We start from the raw sequence: 17,665 nt of genomic DNA on the forward strand, positions 1-17,665 counted from the left end.
GCACCGATGCAACGACTCACGACTTCAACGTCTGCCGCGCCAACCCTTTCCTGCGTATCGCTGGGCTGTGACGCCAGGGCGCTGCCAAGCCCCCGACCCTGTTCGCTCTCTTATGCGCTGCGGCAGGGTCTTGCCCGGCGCAGCCTGCCGCAGATCGAGTCGGCGCATCCGCCGCATGCGGTGCGGAGCCGCACCATTGGCCGGATCGAAATGATGGAAGCGACCGGCGGTGCGCTTTCCATCGATACCCAGGGATGTCTCGCCAGGGCGCAGGTCAGCGCACTGATTCAGATCGAAGGCAGGGCAACCGCCAGCCAGGGCGAGCGTACCGCCGAGATCGGGCCGGGCGGTCTGTGCCTGATCCGGAGCGGACGCCCTTTGGAATTGCAGTTTGAGAGTCCGTTTCGGATTGTCCTGATCGAGGCGCCGGAAGAGGAGATCGCCGATCGCTTTCCGCTGTGGCGGGCGGCGATGCTCGTGCCCATTCAGGGGCGCGGCGGCGTTCCGGCGATCTTCCGCGATGCGGTGTCCTCTCTGCGTCGCTGGCAGGATTCGCTGAATGGGACGGGCAGCGACGGACTGGCTGACGCGCTGATCAACCTGATGGGGGCATTGGTGTGTTTCGCGGCGCCCATCGCCCCTCATCACGCCCGGCAGTCGCTGCATCAGAAGGATCGGATCAAGCAGGTCGTCCAGCTCAACCTGCGCGATCCCGATCTGGACGTGGATCGGATTGCCGCCTTCACGGGGATCCCGCCGCGCCGGATCCATCGACTCTTTGCGGACGAAGGCATGTCGCTGATGCGCTGGGTCTGGGCGCAACGTCTGGAGCAATGCTACCGGGAGCTGATGCAGGACAGCGCGGGCGGGCGTTCGATTGGCGACATCGCCTATACCTGGGGCTTCAATGATCAGGCTCATTTCAGTCGCGCCTTCCGCAAGCGTTTCGGGATCTCGCCCCGCGAGGCACGGCGCCAATCGCACCTGGAAATCGCCTGAACCCCGAATTTGGCAGACGCCCTGTCAGGTCAGTCGTTCGCGCTCAGAGTCAAAAACACTGTCATTTTGCGTCAATACATGCGACCGCTGAGTTTGTCAGACTGAATTCGCTGTAAAACGCCCGGCGCTGGAACGGGCAACCCTTCGTGCATCCCTTGCCGCTCAGGCAAGAGAACGTCGCTGAGGGTCATAACAATAAAAAAATATAAAAACGATAACGAATTGGACGGGGGTGGACTTTTCGCGCATGGCCGGAACCGGGTATCCGCCCGGCGCGTCCTGGATCGGTGTTGATCGATTCAGGATGTGTCCGACGGTGCCGCGCTTTTGATGTGCGCGCCGCTTTTCCCTCCTCAATGATCTGATTCGAGCTGTTTGTTCTTCCGAGCTTTGCTGATCGTTCGGCCTTCACACGGGGCAGGGATGCGCCGTTTTTTATGGGCGCAAAAAGATCAATGCGTCCGACATTGTTTTTAAATATTTGATAAATAAATATTTTTTGGCGCGCCGCGATGATCGTTGCGGCGGACATCCGGTCAGTCTGCCTTGGTCGTGATCAAGGCTCTATCACGAGGAACAGGAGCGCGATGAGCATCCACCCTTCGTTTTCCCAGGTCACCATGCGTCTTTCGATCCTGGCATCGATCCTTGTGATCGCCGGGCTGGTTGTGGCCTGTGTGCCCACGGACACGGTGAAAAATCATGCCTCCGCTGGCGTGGAGACGCAGATCGACCTGACCAATCAGGACTCGACCTACATCGGCGAAAAGGCCTGTCTCGAATGCCATAAAAATGCGGGCGATCATGCCAGCATGGGCGTGCATGTCAGCGCCTTCCGCTCCAACCCGCAGAACGCCCGCCAGCGCGAGGTCTGCGAGTCCTGTCATGGTCCCGGTTCCAAGCACGCGCAGGAAACGACCAACAGGTCGCTGATCATCGGCTACACCAAGGGCTGGGGCACGCCGGTACCCAAACAGAACGCCGTCTGTCTGACCTGTCATCAGGGCGGCCAGCGCATCAACTGGGCGCGCTCGCCGCACGATGTCAATGAAGTCGCATGCAGCGACTGTCACAACCCCATGATGCAGAACTCGGCCACCGGTAATCTGCTGCGGGTGAGCATCAACGAGACCTGCTACACCTGCCACCCCCAGCAGCGCGCCGAGTTCCTCAAGCGGTCACACATGCCGCTCCCCGAGGGCAAGATGAGCTGCAACGACTGTCACAATCCGCATGGCTCGCCGACCCGTCCGCTGCTCAAGACGGATACGGTCAATGAAACCTGCTACGAATGTCACGCGGAGAAACGCGGCCCCTTCCTCTGGGAGCACGCGCCGGTGCGCGAAAACTGCGTGAACTGCCATCAGGCGCACGGCTCGAATCACGACAAACTGCTGGTCGCGCCACGCCCCATGCTCTGTCAGCAGTGCCATGACGCTGGCGTCGGCCACCCCGGCAACTTCTACAACAACAGCCAGACGGCAGAGTCCGCGCTGCAAGTCGGCGGGGTTCAGAGTCAGCGTGTCATCGGGCGCGCCTGTCAGAACTGCCATACCCAGATCCACGGCAGCAACCATCCGTCTGGCGCCAGGTTCCAGCGATGAACGGCGGCGGTCGCACAACCTTTGCCAATGACCGTGGCGGGCCGCAGGGCTCGTCCGGCTCCAAGAATCAAAGTGGAAACCGAGGTGCAGACATGAAAAGCCCATGGCGCAAAAAGACCCTGACGCTCTGTGTCTCGGCAGCGCTCGCGCAGATGACCGCAGGCGCCGCGCGGGCGGACTCGGCAGTCGGTGTCGATACCATGCTGGGAAACGCCCTGAATCCCTATTCGCTGCGAACGATTCCGGCGCGGGATCCTGAGGTGCTGGACGCGGTCCAGCATCAGCGCACCCCGAGTACGAAACTCATCGGCTGGCCCGTGGTGGTGCCCACCACGACGACCACCGACTCGGGCTGGACCTATTTTGGCGCCCTGGAACTCGGCGGCATGTGGGCGAGCGGTGAACGTGCCTGGTACAACCTGTACAAGGATCTGCCGACGGCGGGTCTGTATCTCAATAACTTCTATTTCAAGGCGCGCGACATGCAGCCGGGCAAGGGCTATTTCGTCGAGGGTCTGGGGGGCGCGCTCGGTTACCGCGATCAATACAGCGGGATCAATGTCGGTCGCTATAACGACTGGAAGGTCAAACTCTTCTACAACGAGATTCCGCACACCTTCACCACCAACTATCGCAGCCTGTGGGATGGGGTCGGCAGCGATTACCTGACCCTCAAGACGCTCACCCCCGGCGGAACGCTCGTGCAGAATCCCAATGGCACGCCGAATCAGGCAGCCAGCACCGATGCGACCCGCACCAATCTGTTGAATGCCATCAATGCGGGAGAGGGCGGCAGGGATCTGGAACTGGTCCGGCGCAAAGGCGGCATCTCGCTGGACAAATATCTCAGCAATACCTGGCGTTTTTACGGGAACTATACGCAGGAGAAACGCGAGGGCGCGCGGCCATTCGGCGCGGTCTTCGGCGGCGGCGGCGGTGGCGGCAATATTGAGATCCCTGAGTCAATCGACTATGACACCCATAACATCCTTGGCGCCCTGCGTTATGACGACGGGCTCAACAATCTGAATCTACAGGCCCAGGTGTCGCTGTTCCGCAACAATATCGATACCATGACCTTCGAGAATCCGATTTATGCGCTTACCAACACCGTACTGACCAGCCCAACCGGAACCGCCGCGACTGCCGTGACGCCGGGATCGATGTTCACGACCGGTCGCTACGATCTTTATCCCGATAACGACTATTACAATTTGCGGGCCGAATACGGACGGTCACTGCCCGAGTGGTTCCGCAGCCGCCTGACTGCGACCATCTCACTCAGCAAGATGAAGCAGGACGATGATCTGATCGCGCCGACCACCAACGACATGAGCGGGATGTTCATCAATGGCGTTTCCGCTTACAACAATTGGAACACTACATCTGCATTGAGCAAGCAGAGCGCCGATGCCGAAATCGATACGCAACTGTTCGATATCGGTCTGACCTCGCGACCGCTCGACAAGCTCGATGTCAATGGCAAGATCCGCTACTACGCCACCGACAACAAGACCGATTATCAGGCCTGTAATCCGCTCACCGGACAATGGGGGCGGCTGATCAATGACGGCAGCGGCGGTGCCTTCGTCATTCCGAATGCGACAGCCGGAAACAATCCGTTGGGTACGCTACCGACGGCTTATGACACGACCGGTTGCAATCTGGACGCTGCGCGTGCGCTCGGGCTGGTTCCCAGTGCCGGCAATACCAATCTGACGAATATCCCCTACCAGTACAGTAAAACCAACTATGAGCTGGGCGGCATTTACCGTTTGGCGCGGGGGCAGAGCATCAACGGACGGATCGAGCGCGAGGAATACCATCGCGATTATCGCGAGCGTGACGAGACCTGGGAGAACATGGTCAAAGTCGGCTATGTCAATCAGGCCATGGATATCGGTACGCTGCGCGCCTCGGTCGAATACGGCAGGCGCCGCGGCGATAGCTATGACACCGATCCTTACAAGCAATTCTATAGCATCTCGCTCGGCCCCGAGCCGACCGCGAATCTGACTAATATCGCGAGCTGGATCCACAACATTGGCTCATTCCGCAAGTTCGATCTGGCCGACCGGGATCGGCTGGCGCTCGATGTACGTCTGGACCTCATCACCCTGCACGATCTGGATCTCGGAATCTCCGGTCAATACCGCGACATGGATTACCCGGACTCGGATTTCGGTCGCAACGATCATCAGAAGCTTGGCTCGGCCACGCTGGATCTGAACTGGCAGCCGTCGCCAAAATTGGGGCTCTACGGTTATTACACCTATCAGCAGTCCACGATGAATCAGGCAGGTATCCAGCCCAACGGCTGCATCATCGGCAATTACTACTATTTCTATAGCGACGGCTTCGTCGGCACCGGCACCGTGCCGGCTGCCCCGGCGCGAGCTGGTGCGACCGTCGTCAATACGGTGGTCGTGGCCTCCAACAACTGGGAGAGCCAGTGTGGAGACAATTCCGCGACCAGTCCGCTCTGGCCCGATGGTCGAATCTGGAAGACCGACACCCGAGATACCAATCATGCCTTCGGTCTGGGTGGACGCTACGACTTCGGGTTCGCCCGACTTGAGCTGGATTACACCTACGTCAAAGGTATTTCCAGCATCGATTACGACTACAACTCGGCCGCTCTCACCGCAGTGCCCACCGCCATCACGGCAGCCACCTGGCAACTGGCGGGCAACGGTATGCCGGATATGGATTACAACCAGCAGGCATTGAACTTCAACCTGGTCGTACCCCTGTCCAAGTCGGTGGCCCTGCGCGCCATCTATCGTTATGAGCAGGGGCAGATGGACGATTGGCATTACGCCGGGGTGACGGACAATCCGGTCCCTTCGGTCAATACCGTCACCGCTGGCGTTCCCGCAGCGGTTGCGAATGCGGTCTATCTCGACGGCGGCACGCAGGACTATCACAACAATATGATCGGCCTGATGGTGCAGGTGAGCTTCTGAAACCATGCCGATGCGGGCGTCCCGTCAGACGGGCGCCCGGTCGCCTGAGTCAATGCTGTGGGGGAGTCAATGGTGCGAAAGTTAGCGAATCGTCCCGGTGGTCCGAAAGGCGCCGCCATCATCAGGCGCGGATGGGGCAAAGTGCTCGGCGGGTTGACGCTGTCTCCCCTGATGGCCGTCCTGCTGACGCCGCCTGCCGCCGCCCAGTCAGCGGACATCAGTCAGAAGGTGAAGGCCGAGTGTGCCGCCTGTCATACCGAGACCGGCAACAGCATCGCGCTGCCCTTCCCCAAACTGGCCGGGCTGGCGCCAGACTATCTGGCCAAACAGCTTCGGGACTTCGTCTCGGGTGCGCGCAAGAACGAGATCATGTTCCCCATCGCCAGCCAGCTCAGCCGGGCCGACATCACGGCGCTGGCGGATTACTTCAGCCGTCAGAAACGTACCCCGGCGATGGTCACCAAACCGCAACTGTTGGCTGCCGGTGAGATCGTCTTTCACCAGGGCAACAAGGAAAATGGCGTCCCTGCCTGCGCGGGCTGCCACACCCGGAACGGCGCTGGCGCGCCCCGCTTTCCGATGCTCGCGGCCCAGAACCCGGACTATGTGGTGCAGCAGCTGCAGAATTTCCGCAGCGGCGCGCGCACCAATGACTTCGGCAAACTCATGCGCACGACGGTGAGCCGGCTCACCGACGACGAGATTCAGGCCGTGGCCCAATACATCGCCTCCGTGCCGCCACCGGCCGGACGCTAACGCGAAGGTGCAGAAATGAACAGAAAGTCTGTCTTGGCCATCTCATTGCTCGCCTGCTCCGTGCCAGCGGCGGCGGACGATCCACGCGGGCCGGATGAAGAGCAGCCTTATGCCCCAGGCATCGAATCGCCCGGCTATGTCTGGAACGACATCAAGGGCGAGGAACTCCAGGCGTTGCGGGCCACGGGCAACCCCGAGCACGGCAAGGCCGCCTTCATCGTCTGTCAGGGCTGTCACGGCACCGATGCCCCCGGCGACGAGGCGGGTTTCTATCCCCGGCTGGCCGGTCAGCATGCCTCGGTTCTCATCAAACAGATGACGGATATCCGGGAGGGGCGCCGGGACAATCCCAAGATGTATCCCTATGCGACCGAGCATGTCATCACGACTCAGGAGATCGCGGACATCGCCGCTTATCTGAATGGTCTTCCGATTCCAGGCACGCATGGACAGGGTTCCGGCGGCGATCTCGCCCGCGCCGCCGAGCTGTACGAAAAAGACTGCAAGGTCTGTCACGGCGCCAACGGCGAAGGCAGTGAACAGAAGTTCTACCCTCGTCTTAATGGACAGCACTACAGGTATCTGCTCCGTCAGGCGTATGATATTCGCGACGGTGTGCGTCGCAACGCCAACCCGGAGATGGTCGATGCCATCAAATCCTATTCGGATGCTGAGGTCGAGGCAGTCATCGATTATCTCTCCCGGATGCCGCTGAACAACGGCTGATCGCTCAAGCCGCGTCAGCGCCAGTGTTCGTCCGTTGTCAGCAGGATTGAATGCCGTGCACAAACGCCGCGCGCCGTACCGGACGCGATTTGATCGGGCATCGCGTTACTCTGGCTGTCGATAGGACCAACAACAAACGCCTGCCGATGGGCGTCTGGCTTAGTGCAATGGGGGTCAACCATGAAAGAGATGTTTATTCTGCTTCTGATCGTGCTCAGTGTGGTCTTTGCCAATGCGTGCTTGCAAGGTGTCTCGAACGCCGTGAAATTCCATTACATGTGCGGCGCCGATATTCCCTGGTATGCGGCTTATTTCCTTGATCCCGGTCAATGCCCTGGCTACGGACAGAAAAGCGCCCCGTCAGAACCGGCACCGTGATGCGATCACGCGGATGCACGGGGCTCCCGGAATTCAATCGCTTCTAAACCGCGCCCAGCCCGGTATGCGCTGTTTTTGGTTTGGAGCAGACTTGACAGCATCGACGACCGTGAGGGCTGGCGCGGTCTGATGCCCAGTCGGGGGCGAAACGGGGCCGAGAAGGCATTCAAACAGGAAAAGGGCTGCCCTGGGCGGGCAGCCCTCTGCGACTTGGATCTGTTTCAGTTGGGATGGAATGACAATACCCCTGTCAATCGGTGCGCAACTCCCCCTGATTCCTGTTGCTGACCTTCGACGCGAGCGTCTTGACGGGGACGCCAGACGCATGGATGGTTGCAGTCCTGTCGCGGCAATGATAAGGTCTCGCGTTTTCCAAGAATTCAAGCCCGAACGGGCACAAAGGGTCATCATGAAAGAAGGAATCCACCCCGGATACACCGAGGTCAAGGTGGTCTGTAGTTGCGGCAACGAATTTACGACCCGCTCCACCAGAGACAAAGAGATGCATGTGGAGGTCTGCTCCGCCTGCCATCCTTTCTATACCGGCAAGCAGAAAGTCATGGACACCGCCGGTCGCGTGGACAAGTTCCGTCGCAAATACGCGCGCTAGTCCTCATGACAAAGCGATGGTGCGCGGGCCGTTTTGCGCATCACTCGCCTGCGGCGGCCGTTTTCCCCACGCGCTTCAAGCGAGACCATCCCAGGCATTGGTTTGGCTCGTTCGGCATGCGCCTGTCATTATTCAGGAGTTTTCATCATGAGCAAGACACCCGTTCGCGTGGCCGTCACCGGCGCTGCTGGCCAGATCGGCTATGCCCTGCTGTTCCGCATCGCCTCTGGCGAAATGCTGGGCAAGGATCAGCCTGTGATCCTGCAATTGCTGGAAATTCCTGATGAGAAGGCACAAAAGGCGCTGGCGGGCGTGATGATGGAGCTGGAAGACTGCGCCTTCCCGCTGCTGGCCGGGATGGAGGCGCATGCCGACGCCATGACCGCCTTCAAGGACACCGACTATGCCCTGCTGGTCGGCGCCCGTCCGCGCGGTCCCGGCATGGAGCGCGCCGATCTGCTGGCTGCCAACGCCCAGATCTTCACCGCTCAGGGCAAGGCGCTGAACGCGGTCGCCTCGCGCAACGTCAAGGTCCTGGTGGTTGGCAATCCCGCCAATACCAATGCCTATATCGCCATGAAGTCGGCCCCGGATCTGCCGGCGAAGAACTTCACCGCCATGCTGCGTCTGGACCACAACCGCGCCGCCTCGCAGATCGCCATCAAGACCGGCAAGCCGGTGAGCGCGATCAGGAAGCTGACCGTGTGGGGCAATCACTCGCCGACCATGTATGCCGATTACCGCTTCGCCACCATCGACGGCGCCTCGGTGCAGGCGATGATCAACGATCAGGACTGGAACGCCAATGTTTTCCTGCCGACCGTCGGCAAGCGCGGCGCCGCCATCATTGATGCCCGTGGCCTGTCCTCGGCAGCCTCCGCCGCCAATGCCGCCATCGATCACATGCGCGACTGGGCCTTAGGCACTAATGGCGAATGGGTGACCATGGGCGTGCCGTCCAACGGCGAATACGGCATCCCGCAAGACATCGTCTTCGGCTTCCCGGTCACCTGCGAAGGCGGTGAATACCGGATCGTCGAGGGACTGGAGATCGATGCCTTCTCGCAGACCTGCATCGACAAGACCCTGGCCGAATTGCAGGGCGAGCAGGACGGCGTCAGGCATCTGCTGTAAGGCTATTCCCAGCAATCTCGATACCTGCCAATTCGAGCCTGAAATAGACAGGATTGGCAGGATTTTGCACGATTAAACCGCGTCCAGTGTGACATGCGTCATTTTCATTTTGTGTTTAGCTTTGGATGTCCGCGACCTCAGTGGAGACGCGGTTTAAAATTTCATATTATTGAATATCTTAAACCGCGCCAGCTCCAGCTTTCATCAATTCTGCCAAGGCCGACCCAATCCCCAAACATCACATACCGCAATGGGCGCGGTTTAACAGGATGCGGTCAGATTTTTTAATCCTGTGAATCTTGAAAAATCCTGTTCATCCTGTCCATTTTTGCAGGTTGTTTCCGATATCGGATTGCAGAAAACCACCTAAACCGCATCACCTCCCGCCAGCAGCCTTTCCACGTCTGCCAGACTTGCGCCCCGCTGTGGTCGATCCGTGACCGGGTCCAGCGGCGGATGGCGTCGCGCCTGGGGCGGCAGCACGATCAGTTCGAACGGCGTCTCGCCAGCCATGAAACGGAACACCGGGTGGGCGCAGCGCCGACCATCGGGATAACGAAAGCTGCGCTCGCCTTCCTGCCAGGGAATGCGCCGTTCGATCAGGTCAAAAAGCACATCCTCGGGTCGCTCCGCGAACAGGAGCAACTCGACACCCAGCCGCCGATCACCTGATCCACTCAGGGCTGCGCCGATCAGTCGGGGCGAAAAGGCGTGCAACAGTCGCATGGCCTGGATGGCCTCGGCGCGTGGATCCCAGCGGTCAGGGCCGCAGTCGGCAAACAGCCGCCGCTGGATCACAACCGCCTCCTGCAACGCTTCATTGGTCGGCCAGTGACGCCGGTCGAGAATGCCGGTTCGTTCCGCCGCCTTGCGCCGTGCGCGGTCGAAGTCGGACAGTCCCTGCTCGACCATGATGCGCGCGGCCTCGTAGGTCAGGCGTTCTTTCAGTGTCTGGGTGCGGCCTCGTTCGGGCATCATTTTCATTCTCCGGGCTGGCAATCATTGCGACCGATAAGGCTATAATGGCCCCGCATTTGTGTGCTCGCAAAATCGGCTGGATTTGATACCTTTGGATCCGTATCGGAGAAAGCAGGTCACTCACGCGTTGATCGGACATGACCCGGCGGGATATTTATGTTTGCTCTCAGTCGCAAAAGCACTCCTCTCCTCGGGATCGACATCAGTTCGACCGCTATCAAATTGATCGAGCTGTCGCGTACATCGGGCGCGGCGGCCAATCTCTTTCGGGTCGAGCACTTTGCCGTCGAGCCGCTGCCGCTGAATGCGGTGGCGGAGAAAAAGATCGCAGACCCCGAGGCCGTCGGGCAGTGCATTCGCAAGGCGCTGATCCAGTCAGGCGCCCGCACCAGACGCGCCGCCGTGGCGGTGGCCGGCTCGGCGGTCATCACCAAGGTCATTGCCATGTCCGGCGCCTTGAGCGATGCGGACATGGAGAATCAGATCCAGCTTGAGGCCGACCAGTACATTCCTTATCCGCTGGAAGAGGTCAATCTCGACTTCGACGTGATCGGACCCTCGCCGAATGCGCCTGAAATGGTGGATGTGCTGCTGGCGGCTTCCCGGCGCGAGAACGTGGATGACCGGGTCGCCGCGCTCGAAATCGCCGGTCTGACGCCCATCGTGGTGGATGTCGAGGCCTATGCGATGGAAAACGCCTGCTCGCTGCTGCTGCGATCACGACTCGACGAGCAGGGCGAGCAAATGGTCGCAGCGGTGGATGTCGGCGCCGCGACGACCACACTCTACATTTTCAAAAAAGGTCAGATCATCTACACCCGCGAGCAGAATTTCGGTGGTCAGCAGCTCAGGGAGGAAGTCCAGCGCCGTTATGGTCTCTCGCGCGAGGAAGCCACCCGAAAGATTCTCGACGGTGATGTCGCCGACACGTATGAGGCGGACGTGCTCAATCCCTTCAAGGAGGCGCTGGCGCAGCAGATCGGACGCGCGCTCCAGTTTTTCTATTCGGGCACGACCTTCAATCGGGTCGATCAGATTCTGCTCGCCGGTGGCCCGGCCGGTATTCGTAAAATCAATGTTCTGGTGGAGGAACGTCTCAAACTGCCGACCCTGGTCGCCAATCCTTTCAGTCAGATGTCGCTGTCGCCCGGCATTAAATCCCAGGAACTCATGCGCGAGGCGCCCGGCATGATGGTCGCGGTTGGTCTTGCCCTGCGAGGATTCGATTAGATGGCACGCATCAATCTACTTCCCTGGCGCGAAGCCGCGCGCCAGCAGCGGCGCAAGGAATTCGGGGTCGCGCTCGGCATCGCCTTGGGCGTCACCCTGACCGTGGCCGTCGTGGTCCATCTGTTTTTTGAGAATCGGATCTCCGCTCAGCAGGAACTCAATCGGTTTCTCGAAAGTGAGATCGCCAAGGTCAACACCCAGATCAAGGAAATTCAGGATCTGGAGAAAACCAAAGCGGATCTGCTCGCGCGCATGGAGATCATCCAGCAGTTGCAGAAGAGTCGTCCGGAAATTGTCCGTCTCTTCGACGAACTGGTGACGGCCCTCCCCGAGGGTCTCTATCTGACCAAGATCGAACAGAGCGGGCGCACGGTGACGGTCGAGGGCCGCGCCCAGTCGAATGCGCGTGTCTCGGCCTTCATGGGCAGAATCGACGGCTCCCACTCGATCGGCAGACCGCGTTTGCTCCTGATCGAAAACAAGGATAAGACAGGGACCGGTCTCAGCCATTTCCGGCTCGCCTTCGACCAGATCGGCCAGGATGCGGGGGCCGAAACGACGAATGCGAAGACGCCTGCGGCGAAAACGAAAGGCGCGAAACAGGTCGCCAATCGCAAAGGATCCAGCTAATGGACCTCAATGAACTCAATCAGCTCGATCTGAACAGCTACGGCGAATGGCCGATTCCGGTCAAGGCGGTCGCCATCCTCATCGCCAGTTTTGTGCTCGGCGGACTGGTCTATTATCTCGACACCCAGGAACAGCTTGGTCGTCTCGCGCAGGCCCAGGCCCAGGAACAGGAACTGCGCACCAGCTTCGAGAGCAAGCAGCGCAAGGCGGTCAATCTGGACGCTTACCGCCAGCAGCTTGCTGAAATGCAGGAATCCTTTGGCGCCATGCTGCGTCAGTTGCCCAACAAGACCGAAGTCGCCTCACTGCTGGTCGATGTCTCCCAGACCGGACTGGCCAACGGGCTCGAATTCGAGCTGTTCCAACCGGAAAGCGAACAGAACAAAGGCTTTTACGCCGAACTGCCGATCCGTATCCGCGTCACCGGCACCTATCACGATTTCGGCCGCTTCATCAGCGGTCTGGCAGCCCTGCCGCGCATCGTCACCATCCATGATGCGATCATCACCGGCAATGACGTTAAACAGAAGAACCCGAACGAAAAACTCACGCTTCAGGCCACCGTCAGGACCTATCGTTATCTGGATGAGGAGGCGGTCCCATGATCTGCCGTCACGCCCCGCGCCTGATACCGCTCCTGGCGCTCCTGCTGGCGGGCTGTGGCGGCGACCCCATGAGCGATCTGCAAGCCTATGTGCGCTCGGTCAAGGCGCGTCCGCCGACCCCGATTGAACCGCTGCCGGAAATTCAGGCGGTCGATACCTTTGTCTATGAGCCGGGCGAGCGCCGTGATCCCTTCACCCCGGACGCCCAAACCGAGCCGGTCGAACCGCTGGTCGATGACAACGGTTTGGCGCCCGACCCCAACCGCCGTAAAGAAGAGCTGGAAAGCCATCCGCTTGATTCGCTGCGCATGGTCGGCACCCTTGAACAGGAGGCGACCCGCTGGGCGCTGATCCGCACCAAAGATGGCACGCTTCACCGCGTAAAAGTCGGTCACTACCTGGGTCAGAACAATGGCCAGATCAATGACATCAGCGAGAATGCCATTCAGTTGACCGAAATCGTCTCCGATGCGCCGGGCCAATGGCGCGAACGCGCTGCCACGCTTGCGTTGACCCAATAAATCCGTGGAGGGAAGTCTTCGATGAACAGCCTGTTTCAACGAGGCCGCGGGGCCGGGTCGCATCCGCTCGCGTCTGGCCGGACCAGTTTTGCCGTCCGTCTCCTGAGCCTGCCGCTCCTGCTCGCTGCGCTCGCCGCCCCGGTGATGGCGGCCGATCTCAAGGCCGTCGAGTTCGCCGCACTGCCCGGTGACCGGGTTGAAATCCAGTTGACGCTCTCCGGCCCGGTCGCCACGCCGCAGGCATTTGCCACCGAAGCCCCGGCCCGGATCGCGCTCGATCTGCCCGGTGTGGTCAGCCGGCTTGAACGCAAATCGGTCCCCATCGGCGTCGGCGCGGTGCATAGCCTGGTCGCCGTCGAGGCCAGCGACCGCACCCGCGTGGTCCTCAACCTGAACGATCCGGTTCCATACGACATCAGCACCGTCGGCAACCGCGTCATCATCAAGATTGGTGGTCAGGGCGCCACGCCTGGCGCATCGCCGCCTCCGGTCATGGCTCAGAGTGCGCAGCAACCGCCTGCGACCCAGGTGGAGCCGACGCGTGCGGCCTGGAGCCCGCCGCCCCGTTCCTCGCGCTCGGCAGGCGCGGGACCGGCGGTCAGCGACATCGATTTCCGGCGTGGGACCGAGGGGGAGGGGCGCGTCATGATCCGCCTGCCCAGCGATACCACGCGGGTCGCGGTGCGCGAGCAGGCCAGCCGCGTCTTCATCGATCTTTATGACACCTCGTTGCCGCAGCGTCTGTTCCGTCGGCTCGATGTTACTGACTTCGGCACCCCGGTGACGGCGGTCGAGTCGCGGCCCAACGGGCGCAATGTCGAGGTCGAAATTCAGACCGAAGGCGATTTTGATTACATGGCCTATCAGACTGATGCGCTCTTCACGCTCGATTTCCGTCCCCTGACCCCGGCTGAAAAGGAAGAAAACGCGCGCAAAAAGGTGGTCTACGACGGCGAGCGTCTGTCGCTGAATTTCCAGGACATTGAGGTCCGCGCCGTGCTTCAGGTGCTGGCCGATTTCACCGATCTGAATCTGGTCGCCAGCGACACCGTGCAGGGCAATATCACCCTCCGGCTCAAGAATGTCCCCTGGGATCAGGCGCTCGACATCATCCTCAAGACCCGTGGACTGGCGATGCGCCAGACCGGCAATGTCATTCTGGTCGCGCCCGCACAGGAGCTTGCCGCGCAGGAGCAGCTTCAGATGGAGTCCGAGCAGAAAATCGAGGAACTGGCGCCGCTGCGGACCGAGTTCATTCAGATCAATTATGCCAAGGCGACAGAAATTGCCGCCGTCCTGAAGGGGGCGGGAAAATCGATTACAGCGCAGAACGTCCGTTCGGGTTCCCGGTCAACTGGTGGAAAATCAGGTGCCGCCGCTGCTTCGCAAGCCATCAGCGCGGTCGTGGGGGATCGGGGCATCCTGTCGCCTCGTGGCTCGGTGACGGTCGATGATCGCACCAACACCCTGATCGTTCAGGACACGCTGGCGAGTCTCGAAGAGGTTCGCCGTGTCGTCATCCTGCTCGATGTGCCGGTGCGACAGGTCATGATCGAATCGCGGGTCGTGATCGCCACCAACGATTTTGCCCGCGATCTGGGTGTGCGCTTCGGCGTCTCCGGTTCGATGGGGTCGGCGGGTGGCAATGAGATGCTGATTGCCGGTGGTCAGCCGGGAAGCCTCGCGGTCGGTGGGTTCGACAAGGGGCCGTTCGGGCTCAATGTTGGCACGGGCGCACCCTATAACTCGGGCCTGATCGATGCGGCTGGCAATCAAACCCTCATCACCAATCTCCCGGCCAACACCCTTTTCGATCCGTCGGGATCGATTAATTTTCTGGTCGGCAAAGTCGGTTCTTACCTGCTCCAACTCGAACTCTCGGCCATGCAGCGAGAGGGCCGTGGGGAGGTCATTTCCAGCCCGCGCGTCATCACCTCTGACCAAAGTCAGGCAACCATCAAGGTTGGTCAGGAAATCCCTTATCAGGAGCAGACTGGACAGGGCAATACCTCGGTATCCTTCAAGGAGGCCGTGCTGCAATTGGATGTGACGCCGCACATCACACCGGATGATCGGATCATCATGGATCTCAAGGTCAACAAGGATTCGCCCGACTATACCAACTCCGTGCTTGGCGTTCCGCCGATCGATACGCGCTCAGTGGAAACCAATGTGCTGGTCGATAACGGTGAGACCGTCGTGCTTGGCGGCGTCTTCGAGCGTGAAAAGACCTTCAGCAAACAGCAGGTACCCTGGCTCGGCGATGTCCCCGTGCTGGGCCGCCTGTTCAAGCAGGAGGCAAGACAGGACAACAACCGTGAACTCCTGATCTTCGTCACGCCGAAAATCCTCAAGGGCGATATGAATCAACGCCAGTGACCACATCGTCCGGACAGATGCCCTAGAGCGCCCGCTTGCGGGCGAGCGTCCTGGTTTGAGTTTGAACACTTTTGCTTGCCAGCCCGTCGCCCGCAAGCGGGCTCCTACCCCTCCCCGTGCGCGCCGGAATCGGTTTCGACCCTTGCCCGCGCGCCTAAAATCTGGCATATCGTTCGTTATGATACGCGCACAGAATATTTTCATCGTCGGCCCCATGGGCGCCGGCAAAAGCACTGTCGGTCGACAACTGGCTGAATCGCTGTCTTACACCTTCAAAGATAGCGATCAGGAGATCCAGCGTCGTACCGGCGTCGATATCCCAACCATCTTCGAATTTGAGGGCGAGGCGGGCTTTCGCGCCCGCGAGCGACAGGTCATCGAAGAACTGGTGGCCGAGGAACGCATCGTGCTGGCGACCGGCGGCGGAGCGATCCTGAGCCCGGAAAACCGCCAGAACCTTTCTGCCCGTGGCGTGGTGATCTATCTGCATTGCAGCCCCGAGCAGCAGCACGCCCGCACCGTCCGTGATCGCAACCGTCCGCTGCTGGAAACCGAAGATCCGCTGACCCGGCTGCGCGATCTGATGGAAGCGCGCGAGCCGCTCTATCGTCAGGTGGCCGACATGGTGGTCTCCACCGAGAAGCGCGGCACCAGTTCAGTCGTCAAGGAAATCTGCCGCCGGCTGACCTCTGAGGAAACGTAGGCGATTTCCTGAACAGCACAGATCTGGACACGCATCGAATAGACAGGATTAACAGGATTTCGCAGGATGGACAGGATTTTTTTAAATCATTGTTTTTAATCCTGTTAAACCGCGTCCAGAGCAAGATGTTGAGTTTCGAGTGAGTTCGACGTTTGGCGCATCGACGGCCATTGGTGGGAATGCGGTTTAAAATTTTATATTTTTTAATATTTTAAACCGCGCAGCTCTAACGTCCGTCGATGCTGCCAAGGTCGAGCTAACCCAAAAGCATCGCATGTCGCACTGGGCGCGGTTTAATCCTGTCCATTGATTAGGTGTACTCTCATGCCTCAGACATTAACCGTCGCACTCGGTGCTCGCGCCTATCCCATCCAGATTGGCACCGGCCTGCTGTCAAACCCGGACCTTTATCGTCCGCATCTTCAGGGCGCTCAGGTGATGATCGTCACCAACGAAACGGTCGCGCCGCTCTATCTGGATCCGCTGCGCGAGGCGCTGACCGAGTATCGGGTGCGCGAGGTCATCCTCCCCGACGGTGAGCAATACAAGACGCTGGAGGTCTGGAACTGGATCTTCGACGCCCTGCTCGCCGAGCGTTTCGCGCGTGACTGCACTCTGATTGCGTTGGGCGGCGGAGTCATTGGCGACATGGCCGGCTTTGCCGCCGCCAGTTATCAGCGCGGCGCGGCCTTCATTCAGGTGCCGACGACCCTGCTGGCCCAGGTGGATTCATCAGTCGGCGGCAAGACCGGAATCAATCATCCGTCCGGCAAGAACATGATTGGCGCGTTTTACCAGCCCCGGGCGGTGATCGCCGATACCACAACCCTGGAAACCCTGCCGCAGCGCGAACTGTCCGCCGGTCTGGCCGAGGTGCTCAAATACGGCTTCATCCGCGACGCGGCCTTTCTGGACTGGCTGGAGTCGCACATGGCCGAACTGCTCGGTCGTGATGCCGACGCGCTCGCCTACGCCATCCGCCGCTCCTGCGAGATCAAGGCCGAGATCGTTGCGGCGGATGAACTGGAGACCGGCGAGCGGGCGCTGCTGAATTTCGGGCACACCTTCGGCCACGCCATCGAGACCGGCGCGGGCTATGGCAACTGGCTGCATGGCGAGGCGGTGGGCGCGGGCATGTGTCTGGCAGCCGATCTGTCGGCTCGGCTCGGCTGGCTGACCGAGTCCGAGCTGGAGCGGGTGCGCCGTCTGGTCGCCAGCGCAGGTTTGCCCTGTGCGGCGCCGAACGAGCTGTCCGCCGAGCGTTTGATCGATCTGATGGCCGTGGACAAGAAGGTGCTGAACGGCCAGTTGCGGCTGGTGCTGCTGCGCCAGCTCGGCGAGGCGGTGGTGACGGCTGAGTTCGATCCGAATCTGCTGTGCGAGACGCTGGCGGCTCACGCTTTCTGACGGTCAGGCAGGCTTTCGCCTCGGTTCGGAATCGGAACC

At 60.4% G+C, this 17,665-nt stretch carries 17 protein-coding genes; 15 read left to right on the plus strand and 2 right to left on the minus strand.

The features are described from left to right. Positions 1–6: 6 nt before the first annotated feature. Positions 7–999: a helix-turn-helix domain-containing protein gene (locus EDC35_RS06420; RefSeq protein ID WP_132976422.1), complete on the plus strand. Its 993-nt coding sequence runs from the start codon at positions 7–9 to the stop codon at positions 997–999. Between the two features lie 187 nt (positions 1,000–1,186). Here EDC35_RS06420 and EDC35_RS06425 read toward each other — a convergent pair whose 3' ends face one another. Continuing rightward, positions 1,187–1,531, minus strand: coding sequence for a hypothetical protein (locus EDC35_RS06425; RefSeq protein WP_132976423.1), 345 nt, complete (start codon positions 1,529–1,531; stop codon positions 1,187–1,189). A gap of 55 nt (positions 1,532–1,586) precedes the next feature. On the opposite strand from EDC35_RS06425, the gene EDC35_RS06430 reads away from it, so the two are divergent. The 7 genes from EDC35_RS06430 to EDC35_RS06460 all read left to right on the plus strand — a co-directional run bounded on the left by EDC35_RS06430 (position 1,587) and on the right by EDC35_RS06460 (position 9,173). Next, entirely contained in the window at positions 1,587–2,603 is a 1,017-nt protein-coding gene (locus tag EDC35_RS06430; RefSeq protein ID WP_132976424.1) for a DmsE family decaheme c-type cytochrome, read from the plus strand. 92 nt (positions 2,604–2,695) lie between these two features. Further along, positions 2,696–5,569 carry an MtrB/PioB family outer membrane beta-barrel protein gene (locus tag EDC35_RS06435; protein ID WP_165903365.1) on the plus strand — a complete coding sequence of 958 codons (2,874 nt, stop codon included), beginning with the start codon at positions 2,696–2,698 and terminating at the stop codon, positions 5,567–5,569. 141 nt (positions 5,570–5,710) lie between these two features. Beyond that, on the plus strand, positions 5,711–6,325 hold the full coding sequence (locus EDC35_RS06440; RefSeq protein WP_243651497.1) for a c-type cytochrome: 615 nt from the start codon (positions 5,711–5,713) through the stop codon (positions 6,323–6,325). Positions 6,326–6,340: 15 nt separating this feature from the next. Beyond that, positions 6,341–7,051, plus strand: coding sequence for a c-type cytochrome (locus EDC35_RS06445; RefSeq protein WP_132976427.1), 711 nt, complete (start codon positions 6,341–6,343; stop codon positions 7,049–7,051). A gap of 180 nt (positions 7,052–7,231) precedes the next feature. Then, a complete protein-coding gene (locus EDC35_RS06450; RefSeq protein ID WP_132976428.1) occupies positions 7,232–7,429 on the plus strand; it encodes a hypothetical protein in 198 nt (65 codons plus the stop codon). A gap of 409 nt (positions 7,430–7,838) precedes the next feature. Continuing rightward, positions 7,839–8,039 (plus strand): 50S ribosomal protein L31, encoded by a 201-nt coding sequence (rpmE, locus tag EDC35_RS06455; RefSeq protein ID WP_132976429.1) that lies wholly within the window; start codon positions 7,839–7,841, stop codon positions 8,037–8,039. 147 nt (positions 8,040–8,186) lie between these two features. Continuing rightward, positions 8,187–9,173, plus strand: coding sequence for a malate dehydrogenase (locus EDC35_RS06460; protein ID WP_132976430.1), 987 nt, complete (start codon positions 8,187–8,189; stop codon positions 9,171–9,173). A gap of 366 nt (positions 9,174–9,539) precedes the next feature. On the opposite strand, the gene EDC35_RS06465 is transcribed toward EDC35_RS06460, so the two are convergent. Continuing rightward, positions 9,540–10,151, minus strand: a complete 612-nt coding sequence (locus tag EDC35_RS06465) for a hypothetical protein (RefSeq protein ID WP_341539428.1) — start codon at positions 10,149–10,151, stop codon at positions 9,540–9,542. A 156-nt stretch (positions 10,152–10,307) separates the two neighbouring features. Between EDC35_RS06465 and EDC35_RS06470 the strand changes: the two genes are divergently transcribed. From EDC35_RS06470 to aroB, 7 genes are all read left to right on the plus strand, one after another. After that, on the plus strand, positions 10,308–11,381 hold the full coding sequence (locus tag EDC35_RS06470; protein WP_132976431.1) for a pilus assembly protein PilM: 1,074 nt from the start codon (positions 10,308–10,310) through the stop codon (positions 11,379–11,381). Beyond that, complete coding sequence (locus EDC35_RS06475) at positions 11,382–12,011, plus strand: PilN domain-containing protein (protein ID WP_132976432.1); 630 nt, start codon at positions 11,382–11,384, stop codon at positions 12,009–12,011. It begins immediately after the preceding gene. Then, positions 12,011–12,616, plus strand: coding sequence for a type IV pilus inner membrane component PilO (locus EDC35_RS06480; RefSeq protein ID WP_132976433.1), 606 nt, complete (start codon positions 12,011–12,013; stop codon positions 12,614–12,616). Before EDC35_RS06475 ends, EDC35_RS06480 begins: the two co-directional genes overlap by 1 nt. Beyond that, positions 12,613–13,137 carry a pilus assembly protein PilP gene (locus EDC35_RS06485; RefSeq protein ID WP_132976434.1) on the plus strand — a complete coding sequence of 175 codons (525 nt, stop codon included), beginning with the start codon at positions 12,613–12,615 and terminating at the stop codon, positions 13,135–13,137. Before EDC35_RS06480 ends, EDC35_RS06485 begins: the two co-directional genes overlap by 4 nt. A gap of 21 nt (positions 13,138–13,158) precedes the next feature. Beyond that, the gene (locus EDC35_RS06490; protein ID WP_132976435.1) at positions 13,159–15,516 is read left to right on the plus strand and encodes a type IV pilus secretin PilQ; all 2,358 of its coding nucleotides are present in this window, start codon (positions 13,159–13,161) and stop codon (positions 15,514–15,516) included. Between the two features lie 178 nt (positions 15,517–15,694). Next, the gene (aroK, locus tag EDC35_RS06495; RefSeq protein ID WP_132976436.1) at positions 15,695–16,219 is read left to right on the plus strand and encodes a shikimate kinase AroK; all 525 of its coding nucleotides are present in this window, start codon (positions 15,695–15,697) and stop codon (positions 16,217–16,219) included. A 324-nt stretch (positions 16,220–16,543) separates the two neighbouring features. Continuing rightward, positions 16,544–17,626, plus strand: coding sequence for a 3-dehydroquinate synthase (aroB, locus tag EDC35_RS06500; RefSeq protein WP_132976437.1), 1,083 nt, complete (start codon positions 16,544–16,546; stop codon positions 17,624–17,626). Positions 17,627–17,665 lie beyond the last annotated feature (39 nt).

The organism is Thiobaca trueperi (assembly GCF_004342175.1).
Taxonomy (GTDB): Bacteria; Pseudomonadota; Gammaproteobacteria; order Chromatiales; family Chromatiaceae; genus Thiobaca; species Thiobaca trueperi.